General features: G+C 58.1%; 24 protein-coding genes and 5 pseudogenes. 9 read left to right on the top strand and 20 right to left on the bottom strand.

The window, feature by feature from the left end; genetic code table 11:
- Positions 1-40: 40 nt before the first annotated feature.
- Entirely contained in the window at positions 41-946 is a 906-nt protein-coding gene (locus tag OKW28_RS17995; protein WP_429447716.1) for a LysR family transcriptional regulator, read from the bottom strand.
- A gap of 128 nt (positions 947-1,074) precedes the next feature.
- Between OKW28_RS17995 and OKW28_RS17990 the strand changes: the two genes are divergently transcribed.
- Positions 1,075-1,590, top strand: a complete 516-nt coding sequence (locus OKW28_RS17990; protein WP_429447714.1) for a transposase — start codon at positions 1,075-1,077, stop codon at positions 1,588-1,590.
- Positions 1,591-1,697: 107 nt separating this feature from the next.
- Here the strand turns inward: OKW28_RS17990 and OKW28_RS17985 are convergent.
- A pseudogene (locus OKW28_RS17985) lies at positions 1,698-1,754 on the bottom strand (AAA family ATPase); the annotation flags it as partial.
- A 426-nt stretch (positions 1,755-2,180) separates the two neighbouring features.
- On the opposite strand from OKW28_RS17985, the gene OKW28_RS17980 reads away from it, so the two are divergent.
- The 3 genes and pseudogenes from OKW28_RS17980 (at position 2,181) to OKW28_RS17970 (ending at position 5,116) form a co-directional block, all read left to right on the top strand.
- Positions 2,181-2,891 (top strand): endonuclease NucS domain-containing protein, encoded by a 711-nt coding sequence (locus tag OKW28_RS17980; protein WP_429447712.1) that lies wholly within the window; start codon positions 2,181-2,183, stop codon positions 2,889-2,891.
- 291 nt (positions 2,892-3,182) lie between these two features.
- Positions 3,183-4,338, top strand: a pseudogene (locus tag OKW28_RS17975) (IS30 family transposase); the annotation flags it as partial.
- Between the two features lie 394 nt (positions 4,339-4,732).
- Complete coding sequence (locus OKW28_RS17970; protein ID WP_429447710.1) at positions 4,733-5,116, top strand: hypothetical protein; 384 nt, start codon at positions 4,733-4,735, stop codon at positions 5,114-5,116.
- A 226-nt stretch (positions 5,117-5,342) separates the two neighbouring features.
- Here OKW28_RS17970 and OKW28_RS17965 read toward each other — a convergent pair.
- The 12 genes and pseudogenes from OKW28_RS17965 to OKW28_RS17910 form a co-directional block, all read right to left on the bottom strand.
- Positions 5,343-5,652: pseudogene (locus OKW28_RS17965) on the bottom strand (IS110 family transposase); the annotation flags it as partial.
- An 82-nt stretch (positions 5,653-5,734) separates the two neighbouring features.
- Positions 5,735-6,469, bottom strand: coding sequence for a response regulator transcription factor (locus tag OKW28_RS17960; RefSeq protein ID WP_429447709.1), 735 nt, complete (start codon positions 6,467-6,469; stop codon positions 5,735-5,737).
- Positions 6,466-7,872, bottom strand: a complete 1,407-nt coding sequence (locus OKW28_RS17955) for a sensor histidine kinase (RefSeq protein WP_429447707.1) — start codon at positions 7,870-7,872, stop codon at positions 6,466-6,468. The genes OKW28_RS17960 and OKW28_RS17955 overlap by 4 nt, the downstream gene beginning before the upstream one ends.
- A 464-nt stretch (positions 7,873-8,336) precedes the next feature.
- Entirely contained in the window at positions 8,337-9,131 is a 795-nt protein-coding gene (locus tag OKW28_RS17950; RefSeq protein WP_429447705.1) for a TetR/AcrR family transcriptional regulator, read from the bottom strand.
- Positions 9,132-9,371: 240 nt separating this feature from the next.
- The gene (locus tag OKW28_RS17945) at positions 9,372-9,962 is read right to left on the bottom strand and encodes a MotA/TolQ/ExbB proton channel family protein (RefSeq protein ID WP_429447703.1); all 591 of its coding nucleotides are present in this window, start codon (positions 9,960-9,962) and stop codon (positions 9,372-9,374) included.
- 51 nt (positions 9,963-10,013) lie between these two features.
- A complete protein-coding gene (locus tag OKW28_RS17940) occupies positions 10,014-10,703 on the bottom strand; it encodes an energy transducer TonB (RefSeq protein ID WP_429448772.1) in 690 nt (229 codons plus the stop codon).
- Between the two features lie 125 nt (positions 10,704-10,828).
- Entirely contained in the window at positions 10,829-11,236 is a 408-nt protein-coding gene (locus OKW28_RS17935) for an ExbD/TolR family protein (protein ID WP_429447701.1), read from the bottom strand.
- 46 nt (positions 11,237-11,282) lie between these two features.
- Positions 11,283-11,576, bottom strand: coding sequence for a hypothetical protein (locus tag OKW28_RS17930; protein WP_429447699.1), 294 nt, complete (start codon positions 11,574-11,576; stop codon positions 11,283-11,285).
- Positions 11,577-11,638: 62 nt separating this feature from the next.
- Positions 11,639-11,935: a hypothetical protein gene (locus OKW28_RS17925; RefSeq protein ID WP_429447698.1), complete on the bottom strand. Its 297-nt coding sequence runs from the start codon at positions 11,933-11,935 to the stop codon at positions 11,639-11,641.
- The gene (locus OKW28_RS17920) at positions 11,916-12,701 is read right to left on the bottom strand and encodes a YncE family protein (protein WP_429447696.1); all 786 of its coding nucleotides are present in this window, start codon (positions 12,699-12,701) and stop codon (positions 11,916-11,918) included. The genes OKW28_RS17925 and OKW28_RS17920 overlap by 20 nt, the downstream gene beginning before the upstream one ends.
- A 175-nt stretch (positions 12,702-12,876) precedes the next feature.
- Positions 12,877-15,042 (bottom strand): TonB-dependent receptor, encoded by a 2,166-nt coding sequence (locus tag OKW28_RS17915; protein WP_429447694.1) that lies wholly within the window; start codon positions 15,040-15,042, stop codon positions 12,877-12,879.
- A 234-nt stretch (positions 15,043-15,276) separates the two neighbouring features.
- Entirely contained in the window at positions 15,277-16,299 is a 1,023-nt protein-coding gene (locus OKW28_RS17910; protein ID WP_429447692.1) for a hypothetical protein, read from the bottom strand.
- A 994-nt stretch (positions 16,300-17,293) separates the two neighbouring features.
- On the opposite strand from OKW28_RS17910, the gene OKW28_RS17905 reads away from it, so the two are divergent.
- Positions 17,294-18,082 carry a hypothetical protein gene (locus tag OKW28_RS17905; protein WP_429448771.1) on the top strand — a complete coding sequence of 263 codons (789 nt, stop codon included), beginning with the start codon at positions 17,294-17,296 and terminating at the stop codon, positions 18,080-18,082.
- A gap of 343 nt (positions 18,083-18,425) precedes the next feature.
- Positions 18,426-19,144 (top strand): IS6 family transposase gene (locus tag OKW28_RS17900; protein WP_429447690.1). Its coding sequence is split into 2 segments (ribosomal slippage): positions 18,426-18,630 and positions 18,630-19,144, totalling 720 coding nucleotides; the frame shifts between segments, so codons are not numbered across the junction.
- A 233-nt stretch (positions 19,145-19,377) separates the two neighbouring features.
- On the opposite strand, the gene OKW28_RS17895 is transcribed toward OKW28_RS17900, so the two are convergent.
- Positions 19,378-20,733, bottom strand: a complete 1,356-nt coding sequence (locus tag OKW28_RS17895; RefSeq protein ID WP_429447688.1) for an integrase catalytic domain-containing protein — start codon at positions 20,731-20,733, stop codon at positions 19,378-19,380.
- 249 nt (positions 20,734-20,982) lie between these two features.
- Between OKW28_RS17895 and OKW28_RS17890 the strand changes: the two genes are divergently transcribed.
- The 3 genes and pseudogenes from OKW28_RS17890 to OKW28_RS17880 all read left to right on the top strand — a co-directional run bounded on the left by OKW28_RS17890 (position 20,983) and on the right by OKW28_RS17880 (position 22,947).
- Complete coding sequence (locus OKW28_RS17890) at positions 20,983-21,276, top strand: DUF4148 domain-containing protein (protein ID WP_429447686.1); 294 nt, start codon at positions 20,983-20,985, stop codon at positions 21,274-21,276.
- Positions 21,277-21,509: 233 nt separating this feature from the next.
- Positions 21,510-21,701: pseudogene (locus tag OKW28_RS17885) on the top strand (LysR substrate-binding domain-containing protein); the annotation flags it as partial.
- 223 nt (positions 21,702-21,924) lie between these two features.
- Positions 21,925-22,947 (top strand): YncE family protein, encoded by a 1,023-nt coding sequence (locus tag OKW28_RS17880; protein ID WP_429447685.1) that lies wholly within the window; start codon positions 21,925-21,927, stop codon positions 22,945-22,947.
- Here OKW28_RS17880 and OKW28_RS17875 read toward each other — a convergent pair.
- From OKW28_RS17875 to OKW28_RS17855, 5 genes and pseudogenes are all read right to left on the bottom strand, one after another.
- Positions 22,926-23,995: pseudogene (locus OKW28_RS17875) on the bottom strand (IS5 family transposase). The gene OKW28_RS17880 and the pseudogene OKW28_RS17875 overlap by 22 nt on opposite strands.
- 195 nt (positions 23,996-24,190) lie before the next feature.
- On the bottom strand, positions 24,191-24,559 hold the full coding sequence (locus OKW28_RS17870) for a MarR family transcriptional regulator (protein ID WP_429447683.1): 369 nt from the start codon (positions 24,557-24,559) through the stop codon (positions 24,191-24,193).
- Entirely contained in the window at positions 24,552-24,872 is a 321-nt protein-coding gene (locus OKW28_RS17865) for a toxin-antitoxin system TumE family protein (RefSeq protein ID WP_429447682.1), read from the bottom strand. Before OKW28_RS17865 ends, OKW28_RS17870 begins: the two co-directional genes overlap by 8 nt.
- Before the next feature lie 178 nt (positions 24,873-25,050).
- The gene (locus tag OKW28_RS17860) at positions 25,051-25,299 is read right to left on the bottom strand and encodes a hypothetical protein (protein ID WP_429447680.1); all 249 of its coding nucleotides are present in this window, start codon (positions 25,297-25,299) and stop codon (positions 25,051-25,053) included.
- A 25-nt stretch (positions 25,300-25,324) separates the two neighbouring features.
- Entirely contained in the window at positions 25,325-25,945 is a 621-nt protein-coding gene (locus OKW28_RS17855) for a hypothetical protein (protein ID WP_429447679.1), read from the bottom strand.
- Positions 25,946-25,962: the final 17 nt, after the last annotated feature.

Genomic DNA, 25,962 nt, shown 5'->3' with positions numbered 1-25,962 from the left:
GCGAAGAGTGCGCGACCGCGTCGGCGTATGAACGCTCGCGTCACTCACTGCCATGAAATTGCTGCAGCAGATCGAGAAATAGGTCGAGCGCACGCGTTCGCGGCCGCGATATCTCGGTGATCGCGCTGATCCTGTTCTCGAAGAGCGGACCTTCGGGCACCTTGACGAGCGCGTGCCGCTTTGCGAATGCGGCTGCATAGAATTGCGGCAACAAACCGACATAGTGCCCGGACAGCGTCAGCATCGCGACCGCTTCAAGACCCGACGCCGTCGGCCCGCGCTGCATACCGAGAGTGTTGAGGGCCTCGTGCACAAATGGTTGCGATCGATAGACGAGCGGCAGCGTCGCCGCATCCCGCAAACGGCGGCGCGCCACGTACAGCTGCTGACGCTCGATGAACAGCGGCAGATAGTGAAAGCCCGCTTCGCGCCGATACATCCCGCGAATCGCCACCTGCACGCGCCGCTCGCGTATCGCGAGATCGAGTTCGTTGAAGGTCATCACGCGTAATTCGACGTTCACGTCCGGCGCGTGCTCCTTCAGCGCGGCGAGCGCCTCGGGCAGATGACAGCCCTCGTCGCTGACGATGTGCTCGACCATGCCGATCGATAGCGTACCGGACAACACGCCGCGTACCGCGTCGATCTCCGGACGAATGCGCTCTAGCGACTTCAGCGCCTCACGCGCGAGATCGAGTGCGACCTTGCCAGCATGCGTGAGCACGAAGCCGGACGGCCCTCGCTCGCACAGCCGCGCGCCGAGCGTTTCCTCGACGTCGCGGATATGGCGGCTGATCGATGCCTTCGACATGTTCAGCTGTTTCTCGGCGGCGGCGAAACCGTTCGCCTGCGCGACCGCGCAGAAGATCCGCAGCGAGCGCAAATCGCGTTCGCTGAAGTCGGGACGGGTCGCGGCTGCGGCTCGTTGAGTCTGTCGATCGGTCAAGTTGAGGGACCCTAACAACTGGTTGCGGGTTTCTCAAGGCTGCTGAATTTGTCTGAAGTCCTTTGTGGGTATGACTTTCGCCGAGTTCTGCCGGATTTGCTAGAATTGCCGATCTTTGGTGGTCGATAATGGCGCAAAGCCAGCAATGGCAATGGATTCCAACGGAATTGAGCCTCGGGCAGTTCGAACAATTTGTCTTGCCGCACCTCACGGCAGGAAGCCGGGGACCGGCATCCAAACTGACCGCGCACGCCATCTTCAACTACATCCTGATACTGCTTTACCTGGGTTGCCAATGGAAGGCACTGCCGATTGCAATGGATCGGCACGGCAGGCCGGAGATCCACTACACGAGCATCTATCGGGCCTTTCGCCGCTGGCAGGCATGCGAATGTTTTGACGCTGTCTTCCTCGCGTCGGTCGTGCGGCTTAGCCACGACCAATTGCTGGACACCAGCATCATCCATGGCGACGGTACCACGACGGCGGCGGAAAAAGGCGGCGACAACATTGGCTTCAGCGGCCACAAGCACATGAAGAGTGACAAGGTCGTTGCCAAAGGCTGCATACCCGTTGGCATGCGGTGTACGAATGACACGGCGGTGTGGGGCTGTTTTTCTCCTGAACCGAGATCTCCGAAGTGACCGGTCGACAGCGGCTTGCTAGACGGGAGATAGTCAATTCGATCGAAGGAGATGACCTCTTTCGTATTCTTTGGAGTGATGTAACTAGCGGCTCGTGCTGCCCAACGGGTAGCTTGCAGAACAGACGATTTTCCAGAACCATTCGGCCCGACCAGAATCGTCACGTTGCCTAGCGGCAACCGTAGCTTTTTCGATGGTCTTAAAGTTGGAAATCGTAATCTCTTTAAGTTTCGTCCAGTCACCAGCCTTCACCCTATTGGGTCGAACCAAAGACTTCTCTTCTGCCAGGTTTCGGATACCTTGCAACAGTCGAGCAAGTCCTGGCTGGTACCGTTGCTTCGTAAATTTTGAAGCCTTGTTACGGCGTCCGCCTTCAGTTGATCCATTTTCTTAGTAAATGTGAAATTTTGACTACGGCTGGAAATCGTCGATTGTAACGCTCGGGGAGAAAACCGACCCCGGTCGTTGGAATGTCAATGTATGGTCGACTCCGCGTTGGGCGCGCCGTTCAGCGCGCATCAAACAATTCACGTGACTTCAACGACGGCGACCCCGTATGATCGACGCCGAATTGAGGAGACCATCAGACCATGAGAAAACCATCAAAACCTCACGTAATCGCCGAAACGCAAAGCGATGGCAGCGTAAAGCTCACCCCCATGTGGGCTTGGGTCCGGGCGCATCCGGGGAGCAGCCGGTGTGACCTCGATGATCCGAATACCAACACGCACAAGATCCGCGACGATTTCCGCAGGCAAGGCTGGGACGTCGCCGATCTCGGCAATCAGGTCCGCATTACGCCGCCGGAATCGGCAGAACACGTCGCCGAAGTGCTGGGGGTTATCGGCCACGACGAAACGACTCTCGAAGACGAAGATATTGAGGGCGCGTGGTTCGCTTTGGAGCGCGAGTTGCAGGCGTTTGTCGCGGGCAATCTCGCCGCGATCGACGTAGGCGGCAAGCGCCTAAAGCTGTATTCGGATGAACGCGGTAGCGGCATCGAATATCCAACCGGTGTCGGCGACATCGACATCTTGGCATGCGACGAAAGCGATGGCGCGCTTGTCGTGTTCGAATTGAAGCGGGGGACGTCGCCGGATCGCGCTGTGGGCCAGCTCGCCCGATACATGGGTTGGGTCAGGATACACCTCGCCAATGGACGCCCTGTGCGTGGCGTGATCGTCGCCCGCCAGACGAGCGAGTACCTGCGATATGCGATGGTCGCCGTGGCGGAGGTGTCCGTGTACGAATACAGCGTCAAATTTGCGCTGACGCCCGCGCGCGCGCCCGGCGCAGAGTAACGGCCCCATGGATCGATCTGGTACCCAGCTTAGTCGGCTCGGCGCGGGACCGCTGGCAGCAGCGTCGCTCGGAGTGTTTAGGTTGGCAGGACGGAAACGTAGAAGCGCTCAGCATCTCGCAAGTGCAGTGCCACCCGTGGGCGGATGACCGCAAACGAGCAAACCCCACGGACGCTTGCCGACCCGTTGCCGTCCTTCGACCCAGCGCGGCTCTGGCGGCCGCTTCCAAGGGCGGATTCAACCGGTCGATGCAACACAATGAACGTCGCATGAGCGGCGGGAGTGTTGCAAATGAAACAGAGGCGCCGGATCTATTACAGCGAAAGCCCAGAAGGCGTTGATGTGGGAACGCTGGCGTAGGGGCGAGTCGTTGCAGCACATCGCCCAGCTATTTGACCGCAATCATTCGTCAGTACAGGGAATTCTGGCGCAAACTGGAGGAATCCAGCCTGCACCCCGCCAGCGATCCAGGCTGGCGCTGACGCTTGCCGAACGCGAGGAGATTTCGCGAGGCCTCGTCGCGGGTGATTCGACTCAGGCAATCGCCCGGCGGCTGTCGCGGTCACCGTCCACGGTCTGTCGCGAGATCAAGCGCAACAGTGGGCAGGCCGACTATCGGGCCAGCCACGCCGACCAGCTGGCATGGGATCGGTCGCTGCGCCCGAAAGTCTGCAAACTGGTCGAGCACCGGAAGCTGGCTCATATCGTGGCCGACAAGCTCCAGTTGCAGTGGTCGCCCCAGCAGATTGCTGGATGGCTCAAACGCGCCTGGCGGGGCAACGAGGACTACCACGTGTCACACGAGACCATCTACCGCAGTCTTTTCATTCAGGCACGGGGTGCACTGAAGAAAGAACTGCTAGAGCATCTACGGCGCACCCGGGCCATGCGTCGCTCGCGCCATTACACGCAGAAAACGGACGATCACGGCAGGATCCGCGAAGCGGTATCAATCAGTGAACGCCCCGCCACCGTGGAAGATCGCGCGGTGCCGGGACACTGGGAAGGCGATCTCCTGTGTGGCAGTGGCGGTAGCCAGATTGCAACGCTTGTAGAGCGTCAGACGCGCTATGTGATGCTGGTGAAGATCGCCAGCAAGGACAGCGAAACAGTAGTCAATGCGCTGATCAGACATGCTGGGAAGCTGCCGAAGGAACTGTATAAATCGCTTACCTGGGATCGGGGATCAGAGATGGCGAACCACAAGCAGTTCACCATTGCCACCGACATTGCCGTGTACTTCTGCGATCCGAAACACCCCTGGCAACGTGGCTCGAATGAAAACACCAATGGCCTGTTAAGACAATACTTCCCGAAAGGCATCGATCTGTCGGTCTACTCACAGGCCAAACTCAATGCCGTGGCTCGAAGGCTGAACGAGCGTCCAAGGAAGACGTTGGATTACGAAACGCCGGCTGAACGGTTCCATCGAACTATTGCATCGACCCGGTTGAATCCGCCAGGTACAACGGCCATTCGGTCGGTCGCATTAGCTGGCTGGTGGTCTGCCTAAGCCGTCACTCGCAGATGCGCCATAAGCAGCGAGATGAAACGACTGCTTGGGCCTCTTCAACCTCCAGCAAATGATCGCGGTTTCGCAAAGGACGATTCAACCTCGCGAAGCTCGGTCTCAGAAATCCCGCTGCGCCTGCCGTCTGGAATGCGGCGTTCGCAAAAGGGCCTGTCGATCTTGTAATTTCCGATTCACGGCCGATTAATTTGCCAAGTTCATCATCCGTCCAACGTGAACGCAACCGAAAATCGTCAGGCAATGCTGTCTTTGCAAACTTGCTCTGCCGATCTTGTAATTTTCGATTCCGACCGATTCCGGGGACACAAAAATGACACTCCTAAAGAGGCTTTTTGGCAATAACTGCAAAAAGAAGGAAAAAACTTTGGCTGGCATTAAGCGCCGGGCGAAGGTCGGAGTCACAATCACCCTGGTCTCATCTCAACTCAAGGCTAATGACATGCTACTTCCTGATGAAATCAAGGGGATTGCGCGCCCGATCAAAAGCGTTCAAGCAAACGGCGTGAGTTTCGATCCCAGTGGCCCTGGTGGGGAACGCAGAGCACAGCTCATCTGGCCGGATGAACCACAGGACAAACAAGGTTCTCTGAGCTTGATAGCAAGCCCTCACGGAACTCTGGCGGGCTTCCTTGATGATGACACTTTCATCGTGGACGACATGATTTTCTACAACACCTACCGGATAGCGGATTGATCGATGGCTGACAAAGACTCGCTCGAAATCTTCACCTAGTACCAACTACTGCGCTCGTCGGCTGCAACAGTTCGATCTTGCAACGCTTGTGAGCCTTCTATGCGCCGGTGCGGGAACCGATCTTCCTCAGATAACGTGAAATATTTCTTCTCGGCTCCGTGTCGTTCTAACCACGCTCTTACTTCATCGGCGGTCGGCGGCGCCGCGCGCTCCATGTCCCCGCGATGTGCATCTGGTTCGTTGTGCCTACGCGATCGCCAATCAGTGAATCACGTACCCGGAGTAGCGCGGACAGCGTCTGCTGCGATTCCGTGTTTGGCGTCACAGATCGAATGGCTGGTCGTGAGGCGGCTTGGCAGATTGCTTCGGCGTCGACAAAATCGTTCTTGTTAGCCTTGACGAAAGGCCGTACGAATTGCGATCAGTTGCTGGCGCGATACCTTCCTGCGAAACGCCGCTATGCCAGACTTGTCCTGGCCGTGGAGCGGAAACGAACGTTTGCCGAGATCGATTCCAACGAGTGCCACATCTTGCATCGCTTGATTCTCCGGTTGATGAACCCGTCCAGCGTAACTCACTGTCGGGTGGGGAGGACCATGCCATTACGATACGGCGTATTTACAATTCTTCTTCTGGACGAAAAAACCAGCCCACGCCACGCGCTGTATGGATGATCTGCGGCAGCGTAGAATCTAGCGTAACCTTCCGACGTAGACGGCCAATATGGATGTCTATGACGTTGCGCGTTGCGTCATTCCTATGGTTCCATACGCCTTCAAGCAGCATGCGTTGCGTGACGACTTCCCCGGCCGATCGAACCAGAAACTCGAGTAGAGTTCTCTCACGCTGGGTAAGTTCTATCGTCTTCCCGCGGCGCATGATGTGCGGCGATCCGGGATCCAGTTTAAGGTCGCCATGAGATAATTGAAGGTCCCAAACGATCGGGGCCTTGGCTCGAAGCAAAACATCGAGTCGGGCGATCAGTTCGACAAAATGAAATGGCTTGACCAGGTAATCATCGGCGCCGGTTCTAAGACCCATTACCCGCTCGTCAACCGCGCCCAATGCGCTCAAGATCAGAACTGGTGTCGCCAAGCCAACGTTGCGGAAGGTCGCAAGCAGAGAGAGACCGTCGATTTCCGGTAACATCCGATCAAGGACAATGACGTCAAACCTTCCGGTAGTCGCCAGCGTCAACCCCTGACTTCCAGTAGCCGCATGAGTGACATTGAATCCACGTTTTTCCAGTGCATTCGCTGTCTCGCCCGCGATCTTGATGTCGTCTTCGATCAGCAGAATGCGTGCGCGAGCACTCACCTCATTCCTTACTATTACGGATTCGATACCACTCATGTGCATGACCGTATTGAAGAGTTAGTTTTCTGCTTTGAAGCCTTTGAATCCAGAGTGAGCCCGGTGATGACGAAAGTGCATCCCTGCGCGGTGTCGGGTATCCCGATCGTCATCTTATGCATGCGGACAATCGCGGCAGTCACGCTCAAACCTAACCCGGTACCTGTCGCCCCCCTGGAGAGCGTTGCGCGGTAAAAGCGCTTGAAAACACGACTTCGTTCATGGACAGGAATGCCTGGCCCCTGGTCGGCAATTTCAAGCGAGAAATTTGTGCCGCGATCCAATACGCGCACTGTGACGACGCCACCTTCAAAAGAGTACTTGATAGCATTTTCAATCACATTCCCAATCGCTTCGAATAGAAGACTGGTGTCTCCCAAAATCAGGACCTCATTCCAATCAGAAGTTGTGATACGAATCCGTCGCTCCTCTGCAACGGGCTCATAATACTCCATGACTTCTCGCACCACGTCCCGCAAATCGACTGCTTCGAACCCTTCCTCACGTAGGGCAACTTCAAGCTCGCCGATTCGCATGATCGCATTAAAGCGAGAAAGGACGTCACCCGTGTTTTCGATCGCATCCTCGATCGCCTGCTGATAACTCTTCGCGCATGTGCCACGGGCGAGCGACCCTTCGAGCCCTCCGAGAAGACGCATTAGTGGCGTACGAAGGTCATGGGCGATGGCGTTGCATACGTCCTTGACTTCGTGGACGAGCCGCTCCATATCGTCAAGCATCGAATTTACAATGCTGTTGAGCTGATTGATGTCGTCAAAGGAACCATGTACTGGCAGGCGGCGGCTTAAGTCTCCTTGCACGATTGCCTGAGTAGTAATAGTTACCTCGCGAATCCTGCGTGTCGACGACACACCCGCGAAGGCCGCCGTGAGGAAGCCTATTAGCACAGTAGCGCTACCCACACTCACAAGGATGCCAAGCAACTGTTCCCGGAAGTCATCAAGTTCTCGAACATCCTGGCATTGCACGCCAAGACGACCGAGGGCTAGTGTCGAAGCGATGCATCGGAATTCCCGATGATTCGACGACGTGCCCGTACGGAGCGCGAAGACGCGGCCGTATCCTGGCACGTCTGGCATAGCATCTGGAAATGATCCAGCTAACAGTCTCCCGCTCCTGTCAAACAGACCAAATGGACGCATGCCCAGCTCGTCAATGCGAGTGTGGTGGTCGAAGTAGGAGCTGACCGTCGCCGGCTCCAATTTCATTACGCTGCCCTGCTCGCGAACTAGTTCTCTATCAAACGTATGGACGGCAAAGCCTCCAATGGAAAAATACAAATAGCTGAAGAGGCCAGCCGCGACCATTCCGAAGAAGCAGAGACAAGCAATTGCGACACGAAAGGCTGTCGTGCGTCTTAGAGATCGTTTCAAAAAAACCATTGAAGGATATTAGCTTCGTTTCGGATATTGCGCGCTGACATTCATAAAGCTTTTCGATCTTGGCTGCTGCCTGATCTGCTGAAACCACTTACAGAGAGCTAAACAGTCTTTACGAAACCCCGTCTTAACGCACGGATGGTATGCACGTAAGCTTGGGTTGCTGTGAAGGAATCTGCGAGATCGCAATTCTTTTATGCGGCAGGAAACAAGATCAATTTGAGAATGCATCTTGGACGTGACACTGGTATGACGCGCAACGCGTCTCTGAAGGCACCAAATGAGCGCTACGAAGTTCGCTGGCTCATTTGTGATTGTTATGGAGGCAGCTTCGTTTAACTGATTGCTCCCGGAGTCTTGAGAGCCACTCTATGCGAGAAGCGTGACCCATTAGATCAACGGCCCCCGCACAAGGTGAGGGGTTGTCGCAATTGTTGCCGCCGGCCGCCTGGCGAGAAGCGGCGGCGTCACGCCGACCGCAAGGGTGGGAGTAGTGTCGAAATACTGTTGAGGAAGGCGCGAACGGTCATCGCGATCGCTTCTTCCGCTGGCGTCGAGTTTTCGTTCGCATAGACGCGCCGGCGGATCGCGAGGTGCGATACCGCGCCATGCAGGAGCCAGCCGACCTCCTTGAGTGCGTCCATAGTCGGCGGAACGGTCCGTCCCGCGTCGTGCGCTGCCTCGGTCACGACCATCTCGGGAGCGTGCGTCACCATTGCATCCGTGTAGCTCGGTGCCATTCTCAAGCCGGCCAGCGACGAATAGAGAAATAACCTCAACCAGTGGCGCGTGAGCAAGCTCTCGTAATAATCGCGGTAGAAAGCGAGGAGACGCGCCTCCAGCGGTATGCTTCGATCCTTGAGATTGGCGAACCATATCGCCTTGAATATGCCAGCGATTTCACGGTTGTAGACCTCTCCGATCAGCGCCGCCTTGTTCGGAAACAAGCTATAGAGCAGTCGCTGTGAGACGCCGCACGCCTTCGCAATCGCTCGTGTCTGGGCATCCAGGCCGTGCTCGGAAAAGTACTCGGCCGCCTTCGCAAGCACACGCGCTTGGCGCTCGGCGCGGGATATGCGTTGCGAAGCCTTGATCGCAGACCGCTTCCTGCGGTTCGAGGTGACAGGCGGCGCCTCCATGTCCTTCACGCCGCTGGCTGCTTGATTCGAATCTACTTCGACTCGCGTGGCCCGACGTCGCGTCGCGCGACTGGCCTCAGTCGACAACTCCGCTTTTGCTACGCCTCCGTGAATGCCCTTCATTGGCTCTCCTGGTTTTGAGAGTGCTTCTTTTACGGATAGTCACCGGGGGCGCCGAAAGCGCGTGACCCCTATGAGGCTCGCACAACGAGAATAGCCGAGGCGAGTTCAAACTGAGGCACTATCCGGCAACACGTTAACTTGACGGTGTCGACTGTAGGGCTTTTGGGGGACCGGAGTTGTCCTGACAGCCCGGGCCGCCACCTTCCGGTTGGCGGCTGGGCTCGCCGGCTGGAACATTTCTCAATACGTTGCCTCAAGCAGGTAGCTCTTGAAGGCGTCCGTGAGCCCCTCAGCGCGACGGTGGAGGATGTTGTGACCAAGCAGTCCGTATAGCGCGGTTGCAATGCCGATGGCGGTCGCAAAAAGCGCGGAGCCGATGCCCCGGCTGACGGCCCCCGGATCGGAAATGCCACCCGCGGACAGTGCGTTGAACGTGTCCATGATGCCAAGAATCGTGCCGAGCAGACCCAGCAGCGGCGCCGCCGTCACGATGGTGTCGAGCATCCACAGACGCGCATTCACCTTGGTATCGACGCGCAGGAACAGTGCCGCGGACACATCCTCGACCCGGGCACGCTGCACGCCAGGCGCTTCTTGAACGTCGATATATTCGACCATCGAGCGCACCAGCACGTCCTTGGAGGTGATGCCGCGGATGGAGGTCGCCGTATCGCGTTCCGTCAAGCGGATTGCTCGAGCGATCCGCTTCGACTGCACGCTGAGATAGATGTAGTAAAGAAGCCTTTCCATGATCACGAAGGTAATAAGCACGATCCCTGCATAGAGCAGGTCGATGCTGAGATTGTGTAAGGTAGTTTTATCGAACATCATTTTCTACTCGCGGGTTGGGCGGTTGTAACCGCGTGGTCAAGAAAGCGCATGTTATTCAGGCGCGCTAAAGGTCATCTGAACCTGGAAGGTGTGGCTAGGCGAACCAGGCCACGCCTCCGCAGGGATCGGTAGCGCGCCATAGGCGCCACCGCGAACTTCGCTTACCGCCGTCTGGTCCAGTACGGGAGAGCCGCTGCTGCCGACCACGGTGACGTCGCTGATGTCCCCGGCACGGCTCAATACGAACTGCACCATTACCTTGCCTTGCAGATGCTCCATTCGAGCTTCCATCGAGGTCGGATAGCGGGTCAGAGTCCGTATGTAGCTGCGCAGCCGGCCTACATACGCGCCCTCGACGCTGGGAGAGCCGGCGGGCGGTGCTGGCGGGCTGACCTGGGACGTTGCCGGCGGTGCGGGCGGGCTCACCTGGGGCGCGGCCGGCGCGGGAGCCTGCTGCACAGGTTGCGGCGGTTGAGGTGCCACGATGTGCTTCGGCTCCTCGTGATAGTGCGGCCGCGGCCGAACGATCTTCGGCGGCCGAGCCTGGACGGGGATGGTGGGCACGTTCGTCGCCGGTGGCGGCGGCTCCACAGGTTCTGGCGGCGGCACTGGTTGAGCTTGCGGCGGAGGTGGAGGGGCAGGCGAAGCCTCTGGCGGGTTATCGGCCAGCGTGACGGTAACGGCCGGTGCGGGCGGCGGCGCCGGCGGGGTCGGCTCCGGCAAGCGTGGCAGGCCAATCATCAGCAGCAGCACGCCTGTCGCTGCGAGAGCCAGGCCCGTTGGTACGACCTCGATAAGGTCGCGCTCTGGAACGCGACGCCGTAAAGTTGCAGCACGTAGAGAAAAGGGCTTTACCGTACTCACAGTCACTGCCCCTTAGCAATGATCGACGCCGCGGGAATATTGGCCTTCTTCAGTGCGTCGAGCACATCAACCAGGTTCTGCAGCCTGGACGCGCCGTCACCCGCGATGATAACGGTCGGCTTTTGCTCCTGCCCCGCCAACCCCTGCAGCCGCGACTCAAGAGCGGCTGTCTCGACCAGTTGTCCGTCGAGATAGGTTTTGCCATCCTCGGCGATGGTCAGCGTGATTTTCTTCTGGTTGACCACTTTCTCGGTCTGCTTGGAATGTGGCAGTGCGACCTTCAATCCAAGCGCGGGCAGAACATTCATACTGATCAATACGAAGAAGGCCAAAAGAAACATCATCACATCGATCATAGGGATGATCTCGATGCGAGACTGTTTCTGCTTGCGTTGCGGGAACTGTCTCATTTCACTCTCCAGCGTGGGCAAGATTCAGCCCAGGCAAAACTTATCTTCACAAAGCCGGCGCACATGGCATGCGCGCATACAGCTTCTGCTGAGACGACATATAGAGGCTGTGCTTGCTGCCCGAACGCGAGAAATCCGTGACCTTGATAAACGTCCCGTCGGGCTGGCGTTTATAGACGATGATGCCTTCGTCTCCAGACTTGAAGACTCGCCCGGACGCGCCGTCCCAAATCAGATGGTCTGCGACATTCTCGATGGCGTAGAACTTTCCGAGATCGCGACCCGCTACGAACAGCTGGCGATCGGCGGCATCGAAATCCATCGGGGTGTTGCGGTTCATTCCAGGAAGGGAGTGGGCCGGGCCCACTCCCCCTTATTGGCCCCTGTGTGGCAGCCCCGAAATCAGTTCTTGCTCGACACCATGTAGACGTCAAGCGACGTAGGATGACCCTCTTCCGCCGTGCGGCCGATGTAGAACTGCTTCAGCTTGGGAACGTAGACCGAACTCTTCCCGCCGACCTGATCATTGGTTTGAACCGGCGCGAAGTGATCTTTGTCCACCCGTGCCAGAACCGTGAATCCCTTGTCAGCGGAGACGAAAATCCGATCCCCTTGGGGGTCGTACGTCATGTCGTCCGAGATGTCGGCAACATCCGCTGTCGAGAGCAGCTGGCCGTTGTCACTGTTGATGACGAACAATTTGCCCGGCCGCACGGCCAACCACAAACAGGCGGTGGTTCTTGGCGTCCAACCCGATCGGCGTATTCTGGTTGAGACCGGGGATCTCCCAGCTCTTGATGAATTTGTTCGTCTTCAAGTCGAACAGAGCAACGGTCTTCTTGTCGCGCAGGTTCATGAAGAGCGTGCCGGTCCGGTCGTCCGCCACCATGCCCTCGATATTGTCCGAGTCAATGGTGTCGTGCGCGATTTCCTTGTGCGCATCGACGTCGATGACGTGCAGGACCGACGTAGCCATGGGCTGCGGCTTATTCGCCTTGCCGCCGCTCTTGACATAGAGGCGGTGGCTCTTCTCGTCGAAATATGCCGCGTCCGGTCCCGTACCGACAGAATAGGTGCGCTCTACCTGCATCGTGTCGGCATTGATCGCCTTGACGGCCGGTGCGTTAGTCTCACTTCCCCCGTCGACAATCAGGATTTCGTTTTGGCTCGGCGCAAAGAAGATCGAGTGGTTCTTGTCGAGGCCACCCACCGAGCGCAGATGTTCTCCGGAGGACAGATCGAAAACTTCGATCGTGTGCGTCCCCTGCGCGCTCGAGTAGAGACGGTTGTGAAGGATGTCGACGGCGAAGTGGTCGAAATCGCCTTTGGTGATCTCGGGCAGGACGACACTGCGCTTCAAGGTGAGTGTTTGCGCCTGCTCTGTCTGCGCCTGCGCGGTAGAGAACCCTGCGACGAGAAGCGTAGCGGCGAGTGCGATGCTTGTGGAAATACGTGTTCTCTTCATGTGACAACCTTTCATGTAAAAAACTAGAATGCAGAGTTGCGGACGTTTAAGTTAGTGGGCCTCGTTCACCTTGTAGCGATCGAGACCGGCAGCGATACCGTTGTCCGCCGTAGCACGACACGGAATTGATGCAGCTCGGGCAACTGGAACGACGTGCCCGCCGCAGCGAGGCTGCCTAGATCAAGGGCACCTTGATCGTTGCAAACACGCTCCGTCCCGACTGGGTATAGAACAATCCGTCCCCACTCGCCGTGTAGCCGCTGAACTGCGTGATGCTGCGACTGTTGAGTATGTTGTTCAGGTCGACGGTCAGCTTGACATTCTTCAGGCCAAGCCCCGTATCCCTGAACGTGTATGAGAAACCCGCATCGAGCGAGTTATACGGATTGATGCCTTGGGTCTGGTTGACATCGCCATAGCTGGAACCGACCCACTTGTCGAGCAACGACGCATAGACGTTGTGCGCGTTGTAGATGAGTCCGCCGGCGGCAGTGGCCTTGGGCGCATTCGGAACCCATTGACCGGTTTGCTTGTTCTTCGCGCTATTGAGGCTGCCGTTTCCGTATAGGCTTAGTCCGTCTCCAAGGTAGTAAGTCGCTTCCGCCTCTACACCGAGATAGTTCACGCCACCCTGGTTGAAGAAGACCGTGTTGTTGCCGGAGGTGCGGCTACCGATGAGATTACCGAAATCGATATAGTATCCATCAACCGACGCGGAGAGACGCTGCGCCTGCCAGGTCGTGCCGACCTGATAGTTCCACGTTGTCTGCGGCGATATTTTGCTCTGCGACGGATCCACGACGTTGAAGTAGCTTGACTGCGGTGCAAGGAACCCGCGGGCAACCTGCGCATAAGCCGACCAGACCGGGCTGATCGTGTAGCGCGCCATCAAGGAAGGAAGCGGTGAGCTGTAGGTCTGGGAAAAGTTAAGCGCGTTCTTGCTGCTCTTGTTCACCTGAGCATCGATGCCGCGGATGAAGATGCTCTCCTTGACACCTCCAATAACCTTCAGTCGGTCTGTCACGTTCCATTCGGTTTCGAAAAACGGCTGAATGGTGGTAAGCGTGGTGTTATATAACTGGCTGATTTGCTTGCTAGGGTTGTTGGGTGGGTTCGGCGCATTGTTCAGGGTAAGATCGACATTGAACGCATTCCGGTCATTGGACTGACGTTCTACCCAGAACCCTGCGCGGAGCGCTCCGAACGATGTATCTTTTTGTACACTAAGCGTGTCACCGAACGCCCGATAGTAGCTCCCCGAAGTTTGCCCCGGGACGTTCGTTTTGCTATAGAAAGTGCCATTGGGGCTCGTGCCCATTGGGTCGGAGCCGTTCAAGCTGTCACGATAATAGCCATAGGTGTAGACCTTGTTATGGACCGACCACCCACTCCCAAGGTTCGAGTCGATACCGATATACTCAAAGTCGTTATTGAGGTTGTCGTAGTTGAATCCGTAGTAGTTCTGCTTCGTCGGGTCGTTCGACCAGGCGTAACTCGGGCCGTACTTACTGATTTGCGCCTTGGTCGCGCCGATCGGAGTGTGCAGTCTGATGTTGTCGTACATCGCGGCAAACGTCAGCAGCGTGTCATTGCCGATGGGCTGCACCCATTTTCCGAAAACGTTCGTGCGCCTTACGCTGGCATTGCTCTGGGCTCCGTCAGAATTGATGTGTTCTGCATCTATGAAGCCGCTGCCGCCATTGAGCGACTGCACGCGGCCGCTATCGACCTGAAGGCCCCCCATAAAGGTATTGTAGCTTCCCGCTGAGCCGTACGGCGTGACCTGGAACTGCGAGTCAGGCGTTTTCGAAAGCAGCGAGACTGTTCCGCCGAACGTTGCATCACCGATGGTCGATGCCGTGCCCGGGCCGCGATCAACCGAGATCTGCCCCAGATCGTTCGTCATGAACCATGCGGCGCTGTTATGCGCGAAATTCGTGCCGTCACCGAAGGGAATGCCGTCGAAGGTGACGTTGAACTGGCCGTCCTGGAAGCCCCGAATCGTCAGCCCCTTGCCTTCGGAAAGGCCCGGACCATTCGGCTCGGTGCTGGTTACGCTAGGAGCAATGCGTATGGCCGTGTCGTAATTGGCCGACGGCGCGACGTTGTTGTCCAGATACTGCTTGCTGATAACCGCGGTCGGTTGCATTGCGGTCAGCGGTGTTTTGGTCGGCGCCTGATAGGGCGCGCTCTGAGTATCATTCGGGTCCGGCGGCGTAAGCAGACTATTCGGCGCAGAACTGGCACTCACGGTGCCGATATCGGTCGCGTCGCCCGCGGCAAAGGACATCGTGGGCGTGAAGAGCGCCACAGAGGTGGTGACTCCGCCAACCAACAGCACGGACTTCCGGCAGCTCCATCCATGGTTTCCTGCGCCTCGGCGTTTCCTGGAGACGGCCTGCAGATGATGACTTGTCAAAGCGGCCTCCGGTGCGGGGCCGGGTCGAGCATTACGTCTAACAGCGAACACAGCGTTACTCCATGCGGGGTTGTAGTGTCCACGCCGGGCGTGACAGCACGCGCCGTGAACACGGCCCAATGATGTTTTCAGAACACGACGAGGGGTTACTGCGAATCAGCCCTGAACTTTGTAGATTTCAAGGCCTGCATCGGGAGCCGAGGTGCGGGTATGCGGAACATAAAGCTGGTCCAGGCTCGGCACGAGGACCGAGGTCTTGCCGCCATGGGTATCGACCCGAGCGATTTCATGATAATGGTCGGCGTCGTCCTGCTGATAGGCCATCAGGCCTTCGGCTGCGCTGACATAGATGCGCTTTGTTCGCGCGTCATAGGTCATGTCGTCACCGATGTCCGCGCAGTCGTAGGTCGCGATCGTCGCACCGGTGTCAGAGTTGAGGACGAACAGCTTGCCCGGCTTGCGACCGGCGATAAACAGCCGGTGGTCCTTGGCGTCGAACGCCATCGGTGTATTCAGCTTGAGATCCGGCACCGACCAGACCCGCGCGACGGTGTCCTTGTTCAGATCGATGACGCCGACTGTGGACTTGTCTCGGAGATTAACGAACATGCGCCTGGTCGCCTGGTCGATTTCCATCGATTCGACGTTGTTTGCCTCGACGCGGATCTCGCCTTTCACAGTGGCATCCCTGGTCGAGATAGCGGTGATCATCGAATAGTCGGCCTTCTCGCCAAGGCTGTTGCCGACATAGAAGTAACCCGTCTTCGGGTCATAGACGCCGGCATCCGGAACGGCCTTCAGGTCGATCCGCTTGATGAGGTGCAGATCGGCGCCGTCGAGGACCTTGACCGAGTTGTCGCCGCCATCGGCCACGAACAGCTCGTTCTTTTCGACGTTGAGTGCCAGCGTATGCGGCGTTGTGACCGGACCGCCGCTCGCCAGATGCTCACCGGTCTTGAGGTTGAACACCTCGATCGAATGGTGCTTTTCAACCGAGACGTAGAGGCGGTTGCGCTTGAGGTCGACGGCGAAATGATCGAAATCGCCATCAGTGACGTCAGGCAGCGGGATGGTCCTGATCAATTGGACCGGTACGGCGGGTTCTGCGGCGTGGACTGCCGGACCCATGAGGCAAGTTACTGCGATTGCGGTGCTACCGAGAAACTGATTGAATTTCATTTTATAGAATCCCAAACTATTTGCTGGCCGCGCAGCGGGTGACAGGATCGTCGACCGCCGCGGCATTTTTATGTCGCGGATCACAACGTGGCACCCCACGTCGCGGCATTTCGATCCGCATTCATGCTTGAAAAAATGAACGTTACGAAGTTCGCTTAACTCACTAAGGAGTACTTTTGAGTCAGCATAGTTCACCTCATCCCAGAGTCTCGAAAACGCCTACAACGATCCAGCGGCGTTTCCAGCTCGGCGCAGTGGCAATGCCAGATCCATCCCTTGACTCCTGTTCATGACGCCACCGCAAGGAACGGGTTGCAGTTCGTCAGCTTTTTCGGTTGCGTTCGTGTTGGACGGATGATGAGCTTGGCAAATTAATCGGTCGTGAATCGAAAATTACAAGATCGACAGAGCCGTTTTGCAAAGACAGCATTCCCGACGGCAGGCGCAGCGGTATCCTTTTGGCCGCGCTTCGCGAGGTTGAATTTTCCTTTACGAAACCGCGATCATTTTCTGAAGATCGAGGCAGCCCAAAGCGGGTGTTCCATTTCGCCGCTCATGGCGCATCTGCGAATGACGGCTTTGGCCGACATGCAGCACTTCACCGTCGCGAATTGAATGGCCGATTCCTGAGTGGAACCGACGCTTGAACGTCCGAGCGACGGTGCAAGCGAATGACTCTTCATGGCCGGTCACTGCCTAATGCAAGGGGCATACGCACCCGGACTTGCATCGCGGCTATGGGACAGCACGCGACCCACATCTGCCCTTCGACCCGACGCGATCGTTGCGGCAGCTTCCAAAGTGGAACAGCCATTCGAGCAGCCGTCCTGGCCGGGAAGTTCTCGGCCTTTGCCGCCGTTGGGTTTGCTGAGCTGACGAAGAACGGATCAAGCCGGTGCCTACGGCCGCTGTCGCGCGGTCGAGTTGACCGTGCAAGGCTTTGCGATAGACTGCCCTGATCCTGGAGGGGTTTGTCGTGGCTGATCTTAAAACCATGTTGGTCCGTTCGAACGCCGCTTGCGCCCTGATTTGCATGTCGCTGCTGGCGCACGCCGGGACGTCGGCAGACTCAGCCACTGTTACCCATGCGACTGAGCCTGAAATTTCTGCCTCTGCAAATGTCCTGTCGACTCGGCCTTTCGTGGGCGATGACCCGGTTGCCATCAGGGACGCCTTGGCGGACCAGAGCTTCAATGCCAACTCGCCTTCGTTGAGCGATCGCATCAGGAACCTGATCCATGTCCCTGTCCTTAAGGCGCCAAGCGATCTAGACTTGCCGAAAGCCAGTCTCGACCGCGACCTGGCTTTCGTCGTACCGGCGCCCTACGGAATACGATATCAGTCAAAGACGCACCTGTTGACGGTAGACGTAGATCTATCCGATGACGACAATCCGGGAGTGATCCTGCTCAAGAAGACCATAACCGGACCACGCGGTCGAGGGCTTGTGGTGGCGCCTGAGGCGAAGGCCAAGGGGTACATCCAACACATCGATCTGATTGAACTCAAGTCCGGCAAACGGAGCAAAACCAGGGTTCACGGACGCGTGACACTCTCGCAGGCGGCGTTCGACGAAGCGAATGGAGACTTCGCGATTGTGCTGATGTGTAGCATGGCGCCGCCTTACCTGACCGACCGGCGCGAACATAGCGATCCCAGCAACGACGAGCCCACAGACATCACAACAAGAACCTCGACGCTGTACACGAACATTCGCGCCATCTGGCTGGTGAGCCCGCAGCGGGGTATCGTGCTATCGAAGAAGCTGCATCTGTCGAAGTAAAATCCCTTGATTGTTTTTTTGAGATCGCAGTACCGGAATGGTCGCCCGTAAGCTGTGACCCTTTGCAACGGTGCGGGCAATGCGTCGGTACACCTTCTCTCGTTCGAAAGAGAGATAGTCTCACTCGTTCGGACAGTCGCGACCGGCGACTGTGGGGTCAAATTGAGCCCCCGATTTTATGGTTCACGATTGCGGGCTTTTGCGATGCAGCATTCCGTGGACGCATCAACCAGTAAATGCCGACGACAACGTTGCTGCGCGAAGCACGTTATCCAGATGGTTCTGGTGCAAACAGTGAATGTGATCGGTTAGAGTGCTGCTTCCCCGATCTCATGATTCGATAATGAGCAAGCTTAAAAGCATGGGCGATCTGTTCTCAGGCCGTCACTTCAACCGCGATGTGATCATTCAGTGCGTGCGCTGGTATCTACGCTACAAGCTCAGCCTGCGTGATCTCGTCGAGATGATGGCCGAGCGCGGCCTGTCGCTCGCTTACACAACGATCCTTCGTTGGGTGAAGCGTTACACGCCGAGTTTGTCAAGCGCTGGAACCGTTTCGGCACGCCTGCGGGAACGTCGTGGCGTGTCGACGAAACGTACCTGAGAGTCCGCGGTAAATGGGTCTATCTTTATCGGGCAGTAGATCGGGCGGGTCAGACGGTTGACTTCCTGCTCAGGGCGAAACGCGACGTGAACGCGGCCAAAGCCTTTTTCAACAAGGCAATCAAACATCAGGGGCGGCCGCCGCAAACCATTACACTCGATGGCTATGCCCCCTCACACCGTGCTGTGCGCGAGATGAAGGCCGACGGCCTGATGCCCGAGGGCACGAAGGTTCGATCTTCGAAATATCTCAACAATCTGATCGAACAGGACCATCGCCATATCAAGTCCCGGACCAATGCCATGCTCGGCTTCAAGCGTTTCAGGAACGCCGCGATCACTCTGGCCGGCATTGAGTTGATGCATCGCATTAGCAAAGGCCAATTCAATCTCGCAAAGCTCGGCCTCAAAGATGCCACTGTACCCACCGTATGGAATGCGGTCCTGTCTTATCGATAAGGTATCCTTTTTATCGAGACCTTCTCGTCCAGACAGCCTATTTGCACCAGAACCGCTTCGTCCACGTCTGCTTTTTGGTATCGAAGAACTGGCACCAGACGGCGCGCACGGGTGTGCCTTTGAGGAAGCGCGCCCGCGCCACCACCGAGCGCAGCCGGAGCAACTGCTCCTGACCATACGTGTTGCCTCACGGAAGGATGTTACTCCGGCGTAATTGTCACCTCCGGGGTTGTTTAACGATGGCGGCTGGCGCTGCGTAGCGGCGCCAGCCACCATCGCGTCGGGCTCGCCGAGGATTCGGGTGACCAGCTCGCTGGCGCGGTTTGATCGCCATGCTTTAACGCGTCGCTGCAGCGTCCGAAGTCGCCGGCCTGCCAGGCCGTCCCCAGGCTCGCCAGGAAGTCCCCTATCGTCACGTTCTGTTCCGGTGTGGCGTCTGTTCCGACAACGTCCGTGGCTGGGCATGCAGCAACACGTCGCTGGGCCTCACGCATGCGGCGTAATAGGTCGACGGGATCGAGCGAGCGGAACTGCTCACGCAGCGCCAGTTTGGTGGCCTCAGAGACAGAGGGTGAACGCAGTACGCGCTCGAGGGGCGTCAGCGGTGCCTCATAGCGCTTCGTCACGCGCGCCCCGTGACGTGTCTTTGACTTCAGCTTGAACGACGGCTGGAAATAGTTGATGTACAGGCGCGAGATCCGGTACAGCGATGCCAGCGCTTCCGTATCTTCCAGCCCTCGCAGTTTGCCGTACCCCACCAGCCGCCGCACGATCGAACCGTTCTTCTGCTCGACCCATGCCTGATCGTTCTTCTTGTAGGCGCGCGAACGCGTCAGTTCAATGCCCGTCGCCTTGCAGAAGTCGAACACGGCTTCGTTCATGAAGGCGGTGTCGTTATCGCTGTCGAGACCGCGCAGAGCAAATGGCAGTGCGGCCCGTACGCGTTCAAAGGACTCAATGACAAATGCATGGTTACGGAATGGCATCGCCAGACATTCGGTCCAGCCGGTCGCAATGTCGGTCATCACCAGGCTATGGACAAAGTCGCCGTCGATCTTGACGCCGCCGCAATGCTCGACGAAGTCGATCTCCAGATAGCCTGGCAGTGGGTCATTCCAGTCGGCGAAGGTTCGGATCGGAACTGCGCGGCGAATCGCGTTGCCGACACCTCCGGCGCGCTTGCGCTGACCGCCGAAGGCTTGCTCACGAACGTCGGCGAGCAGCCTGTCGATGGTCGCCGCACTGATGCCGAGGAGGCTTTCGCGTAAGTCGTCCGACAGCGAGAGATGGCCATACCGGGTCATCGATTCGATCAGCGTCGGAATCACCGCCTTCAGCCGTTTCCCGCAAATACGGTCAGCGGCTTCCCATAGCGTAATCAGCGCCGCCCGCACCTCGTCGGTATAGCGCCGGGGTGGGCCCGGCCTTGCCTTCGGTGCGTGGGCTTCATTGCACAGCACGCGGATGGCGTGCTTGCGGTGATAGCCCGTCAATTTGAGAAACTCGTCCAGAATCTGGCGCTTGCCGCCTCGGTCCGAACGTCGGTAACGCTCGCCGACCGCCTCAATCAATTCATGTCGTGTCGCCATGCTGAGTCACCTCGTCATAAGTCGCCCCCGCCAGCCATCTGGAAGGTAGCAAATTACATGAGGCAACAACCCCGGCCTGGTAACAAATAACCTGAGTCAATGCGCCGACGCACGTCAATTGCGCCGTTCGACAGCCGCGCAAAATAACAGAACCGTAATGAGATGGTCATTGCTGGCACAGCTCAAATGACCAGAATGGAGTGCGTGGAACCAACCACTTCTTCTAACTAACTCTTTTGGAGAGACACCATGAAACTCGTTACCTCTTTTGCAGTCGCTGCACTCAGTCTGGCATTTGGCGCCAGCGCTTTCGCGCAAACCTCCACTTCCGGGCTCACACGCGCCGACGTACGTGCGCAACTGGTGCAGGCGGAGGCAGATGGGTTCCTGCCGATGCGCAAGAACGACTATCCGCCTTCGGCTGCGATGGTGGCCCGCAACAAGGAGTTGTACGCGATCCAGCACAGCGGTGACCCGGCCAGTGCCTTGACATCCACCTCCACGAGCGCAAGTGGCTCGGGCTCGAACGTAACGTCGTACTGATGCACATGAAGGTGGCCGCACGCCCATGCATGAACTGTCCCGTGCATGGGCGCAGGATTGCCCGGCATCCCGTGCGCGCCGGGATACCGCGATGGCATTAGAACTGATGCCGAATGCCCACGCGAGCCATGGCGCGAGCAAGATGAATCAGGCCTTTGCCGCCGGCAAGCATCGGCTAACCTATTGAACAAAAAACGCTTTCCAGCAAATCTAGGCGTCCGGCTTATAACCCCGAGTGGGATCTGGCCAGGTATCTGGAGAGTGGCAGGCTGCGGGTGGTGCTGCCCGAATTCGTGCTGCCGTCGGCGGATCTGTTCGTCTACTATCCGAGCCAGCGCAACCAGACCGTGCGCGCGAGGGCGTTCATCGATTTTCTGGTCGAGCATTTCCGAACGCCGGTCGCGACGATAGCGGAATCGCCATAACCCGGGCATCGTGCGACCTTGAGGGAGGTTTCATTCATGCGCCAGCCCTTGCCGACCGGGCGCTTGCGACGGCCGGATGCTTTCTCCAGTACAGACCACAACTCGATGGTCCAGCGATGCACGGTCAATTTCAATTCGGTAATCCGTTCGTCATTGGGTGGTCGCGAGTTGAACGGTAGGATGACTGTTTGGATCCTGCTCCCTAACCACCCCGACGACACTCATGCAAACCATCGCCCATCTACTTGCCGTTGCTTGCCTTTGCTTTGCATCGACATCCTTTGCCGCAAAACCATCGACCGAGCCTCTGACGGTTCTTTCGACCACGCCGCTGCCAGAGGTCACCGGTGGGGACTTCGACCACTTTGCAGTCGATCTGTCGCGCTCCCGTCTGTACGTGTCAGCCGAGAAGTATGGCTCCATTGAGGTTTTCCAATTGCCGAACGGCGAGCATCTTGCAAGCGTCAAGACGGTCGCAAAGTCTCCTCACAAGATACTATTGGCAAACGATGGTAAGGAATTGCTTATAGCGGATGCGGGCGACTCGAACGTCAAGGTTGTCGACACGAAAACCTTCGAAGTCAAGAAAGTCATTCCACTCGATCCGCAGCCGGATTCTGGCGTATCGGATAGAGAGAGCGGCATCTTTTTTGTCGGCAACGGAGGCGCTCAAGCACATCGGGACAATGCCTACATCAGCCTGATCTCGCTTGCCGATGATTCCGTCCTCGATAGAATCGATGTTCCGGCGGGACAACTGAAGGCCATGGTCATCGATCACGGTACGCACCGCCTGTTCGTCAACATGCGCGATAAAAACGAAATCGGCGTTATCGATCTGGGTACCCGGAAGTTAGCGAGCATCTGGCATGTTCCCGGCCCAAGCCGAAACTCGGCTATGGCGTTCGATCCGACGAGGCGGCGCCTGTTCATCGGATCGCGTGGCCCCGGCAAGCTGTTCGTCCTGGACGCGAGTAACGGCTCGGTCATACAGTCTCTCGATATCGTCGATATTTCGGACGACATGACTTTTGACCCGCTGCATCATCGACTGTACGTAACCGGCGCGGAAGGCCTCGATGTCGTCAAACAAGTCGATCAGAACCATTATGCGATCGAGCAACATATTGACACTCTCGGTGGCAAGACCTCGATCTATGTTCCGTCGCTAAAGAGGTTCTACGTCGTTCACACGAAGGGTCCCCAGGCAGCGGAAGCCGGACTTCAGGTGTTCAGCGTCCACTGACCCGGGATCTGATGCGTGGACAGAGTTTCAACTGCGCCCCGCGTCATTCTGAGCGGCATCGCCAGACTCCACCGGTTCGCAACGCGCAGTTCGCCGTTTGCATCTTCAGCGTCGCGCACGATTTGGGCCGCCGCTCTGAACTCCTTTATCAACTGGTAGCGAGTCTTCTTGTGGTTGAACAGGTTCTTCACCACATGAAACGGATGTTCAACCCGCGCCCGGATTTGCGCTTTGACCTTTTCCAGGGCCTGCGTCAGCTGCTTCAGCGGCCCTTCGGCCATGCCCTTAAGCCTGCACGCTTCATCGCCACCGACCATTGCACTTCCGTCTTGATGGCACCGTCGGCTTGCGCCTTCACTATCTCTTCGCGCTTTTGCACCCCCGTGTAACCCGCATCGAGAAACACGTGATCCTCTTGACCATGCAGCACCTCATGGGTGTGTGCCACATCAGACTCGTTGGCCGCCGTGTAGTGCGTGCTGTGCACCAGGCCCGACTCAGCGTCAACGCCCACGTGCGCCTTCATCCCGTGGTACCACTGATTACGCTTCTTCGTTTGATGCATCTCAGGATCGCGCGCCTTGTCGCGGTTCTTCGTCGACGTCGGCGCGTTGACGATGGTGGCGTCCACCATCGTGCCCTCGCGCATCATCAGGCCGCGCTCGCGCAGGTGGGCGTTGATTTCCTCAAACAGTACGGCGGTAAGCTTGTGCTCTTCCAGCAGCCGGCGAAACTTGAGCACCGTGGTGGCGTCCGGCGCTTCCTCAGGTCGATACCGACAAAATTGCGGATGGCCGCGCTGTCGCTCACTGCATCTTCCAGCCCCTCGTCGGACAATGCGTACCATTGCTGCACAAAGTACAGTCGCAGCATGCGCTCCAGCCCAATCGGCGGACGCCACCTCGTACCCTTCGGGTAGTGGGGCTCCAATGCTGCCAGCAAGCGGCGCCCACGGCACGACTTGCTCCATCTCTCCCAGGAATTTCTCGCGCCTCGTAAGCCGCTTCTTGTCTTCGTGTTCCGCACTCGCAAAACTGATTTGTCGCATCCGCATCGCTTTGTCGTCGTTCCAGCTCTAACAACGCTTCACTACGTCACAGCGTCTACAAACTCGTCGATTAAATCAGTGTTTCCCTAACACGAGCCGGTATTCGCGTTCCATGCGTAGCTTTTTGGTGCTCAGAATGAAGAAGCCCGCGACACCGGTCGGCGTGTCGCGGGCTTGATGCTGCGTAGTGTGGCGTTACGCGAACGACATCTCCAGGCTGATGCCGGCATAGTTGACCCGTGGTGCGACCTCGCGGCCGTCGCCTTTCTCGAAGTGCACCAGGCCGTACCGCTCCATCGTCTTAAGCGTGCGCGACAGGTTGGATTTCTCGCGTCCGGACGTCGCTGCAAGCTCCGTCAACGATGACGGATTCGTTTTCGCGATCAGTGCCAGCAATGCCTGATTCTTGCCCGACAGCACCTGCGCGAACGACTCGGGCGACGAGAACCAGATTTTCGGCTCGTCGGGGGCGGGCTTGTATTCGCCTCGCGCGATTGCCATGGTCCGCGCCTTGAATTGCTCCACCGGGGCAATCCCGACCTTCAGGATGTGTTCGTTAGTCATCGCTCCCGCTCCTTTCCCTCATTACTGTTTCGACTTCGGTCCAGAAGTCTTCAAGCAACTTCGCGGCATCCGCATACTCGTAAAACCGGATACGCTCGCCGGCGTGCTTGTGGTCGTACTCGATCCGCGTCCGTGCGCCGGGGCCCGAACCCTCTCGAATCGGATGCGCGTTATCGAATCCCAACAGGCGAGCACCCGTTTCGTCGTGCAAGGTCAGCGAATACCGCAGCCCGTGCGGGCGCTCCGGTGACGCTGCGATTTGCGCCACTTCAAATTTCACCCAACAACACCCGGTGTCGTCGACGGTGAACACCACTCCATCCAGCTCGAGGAGGGTGTCTAGGCTTGAGTCTCGATCTGTCATGGCCTGCATGTTATCATTTGATGACAACTAACGCAAGGGATGCCCCGGTTACGGGTTAAAAGGCGTCCGACGAAGGAAAATGAGCAGCGTTTCGGAAGTAAATCTGGCAGCGGCAAAGAAGGCGCACTCATCGGTGCTGCACTTTCCGCGTGGCCATGTACACATCGAACAGGCCCGCATGCAGGCGACTGAACGCCTGACGCAGACTGACGAGTTCGTGCTGGTCGCCTTCATGCTCCCGGCGCAGGATTTCCCCCAGCAGGGCCGTCGCGCGTGACGCCGCCTGGTCACGCCGCACACGCGCCTCGCCCAGCCGGCCCGTGAGCGCCGGCTTGACCGCCAGCAGCCATGCTGGAAACCAGGCGTAATCGTCCACTTCGCCGGTGCCGGGGAATTCTGCATCAAAGCGCCGGCGTAGCGCGTCGAGCGAAGCGTCGCCCAGTACGGGCAGTAATGCCGCGAACCTCGCGGGCTCCAGCCACGCCAGCCAGCTCCACGAGCAACGGCCACGCGGCATCCAGTCCACCCATTCTGTAGCGCGCCTCGGTCCTCCACGCGAGCGGTGCCGGCATGCGCCACCAGGACTCAATGGCCTCGACCGCTTCGCTGGCGGCGGCCCAGGCGGCCGCCAGCAGCCACAGCGGCGCGGCGTGGCTGTCGGCATCGGCGCTCTGAAATGGAAGGGTTGCGGCCTGCCGGGCGAGCGATCGCCAGCACGGTGCGAGCCATGCGGAAACGGTGTGCGGGGGCAGCACCCGCCAGGCGGCGGGCGCCAGCTCGTCCTCCAGGTGCCGGCGCGCGATGGCCAGCGCCGCATGGTTAGCAAGCGGTGCTGTCGATTCGCGCCCGAGTTCGCGAACCAGCACGGCCATCCCGCGCAGTGCGCCATCGTCCGGGTATTCGACGCCCAGCAGAGCCAGTGCAATGCGCGCAGCGGCCACATCGCGCTGCTGCAACTGCTCCAGCACGTCGTTGCGCAGCATGACGTCACGACTGTCGGCGAAGACGTCGAGCTGCTGCATGGTCTGCGGTAGGATCA

Origin of the sequence: Paraburkholderia sp. 40, assembly GCF_050434105.1 — a bacterium.
GTDB lineage: Bacteria > Pseudomonadota > Gammaproteobacteria > Burkholderiales > Burkholderiaceae > Paraburkholderia > Paraburkholderia tuberum.
Note: the sequence above shows the minus strand (reverse complement) of the source record. Positions and strands in the feature narration are given on the sequence as shown.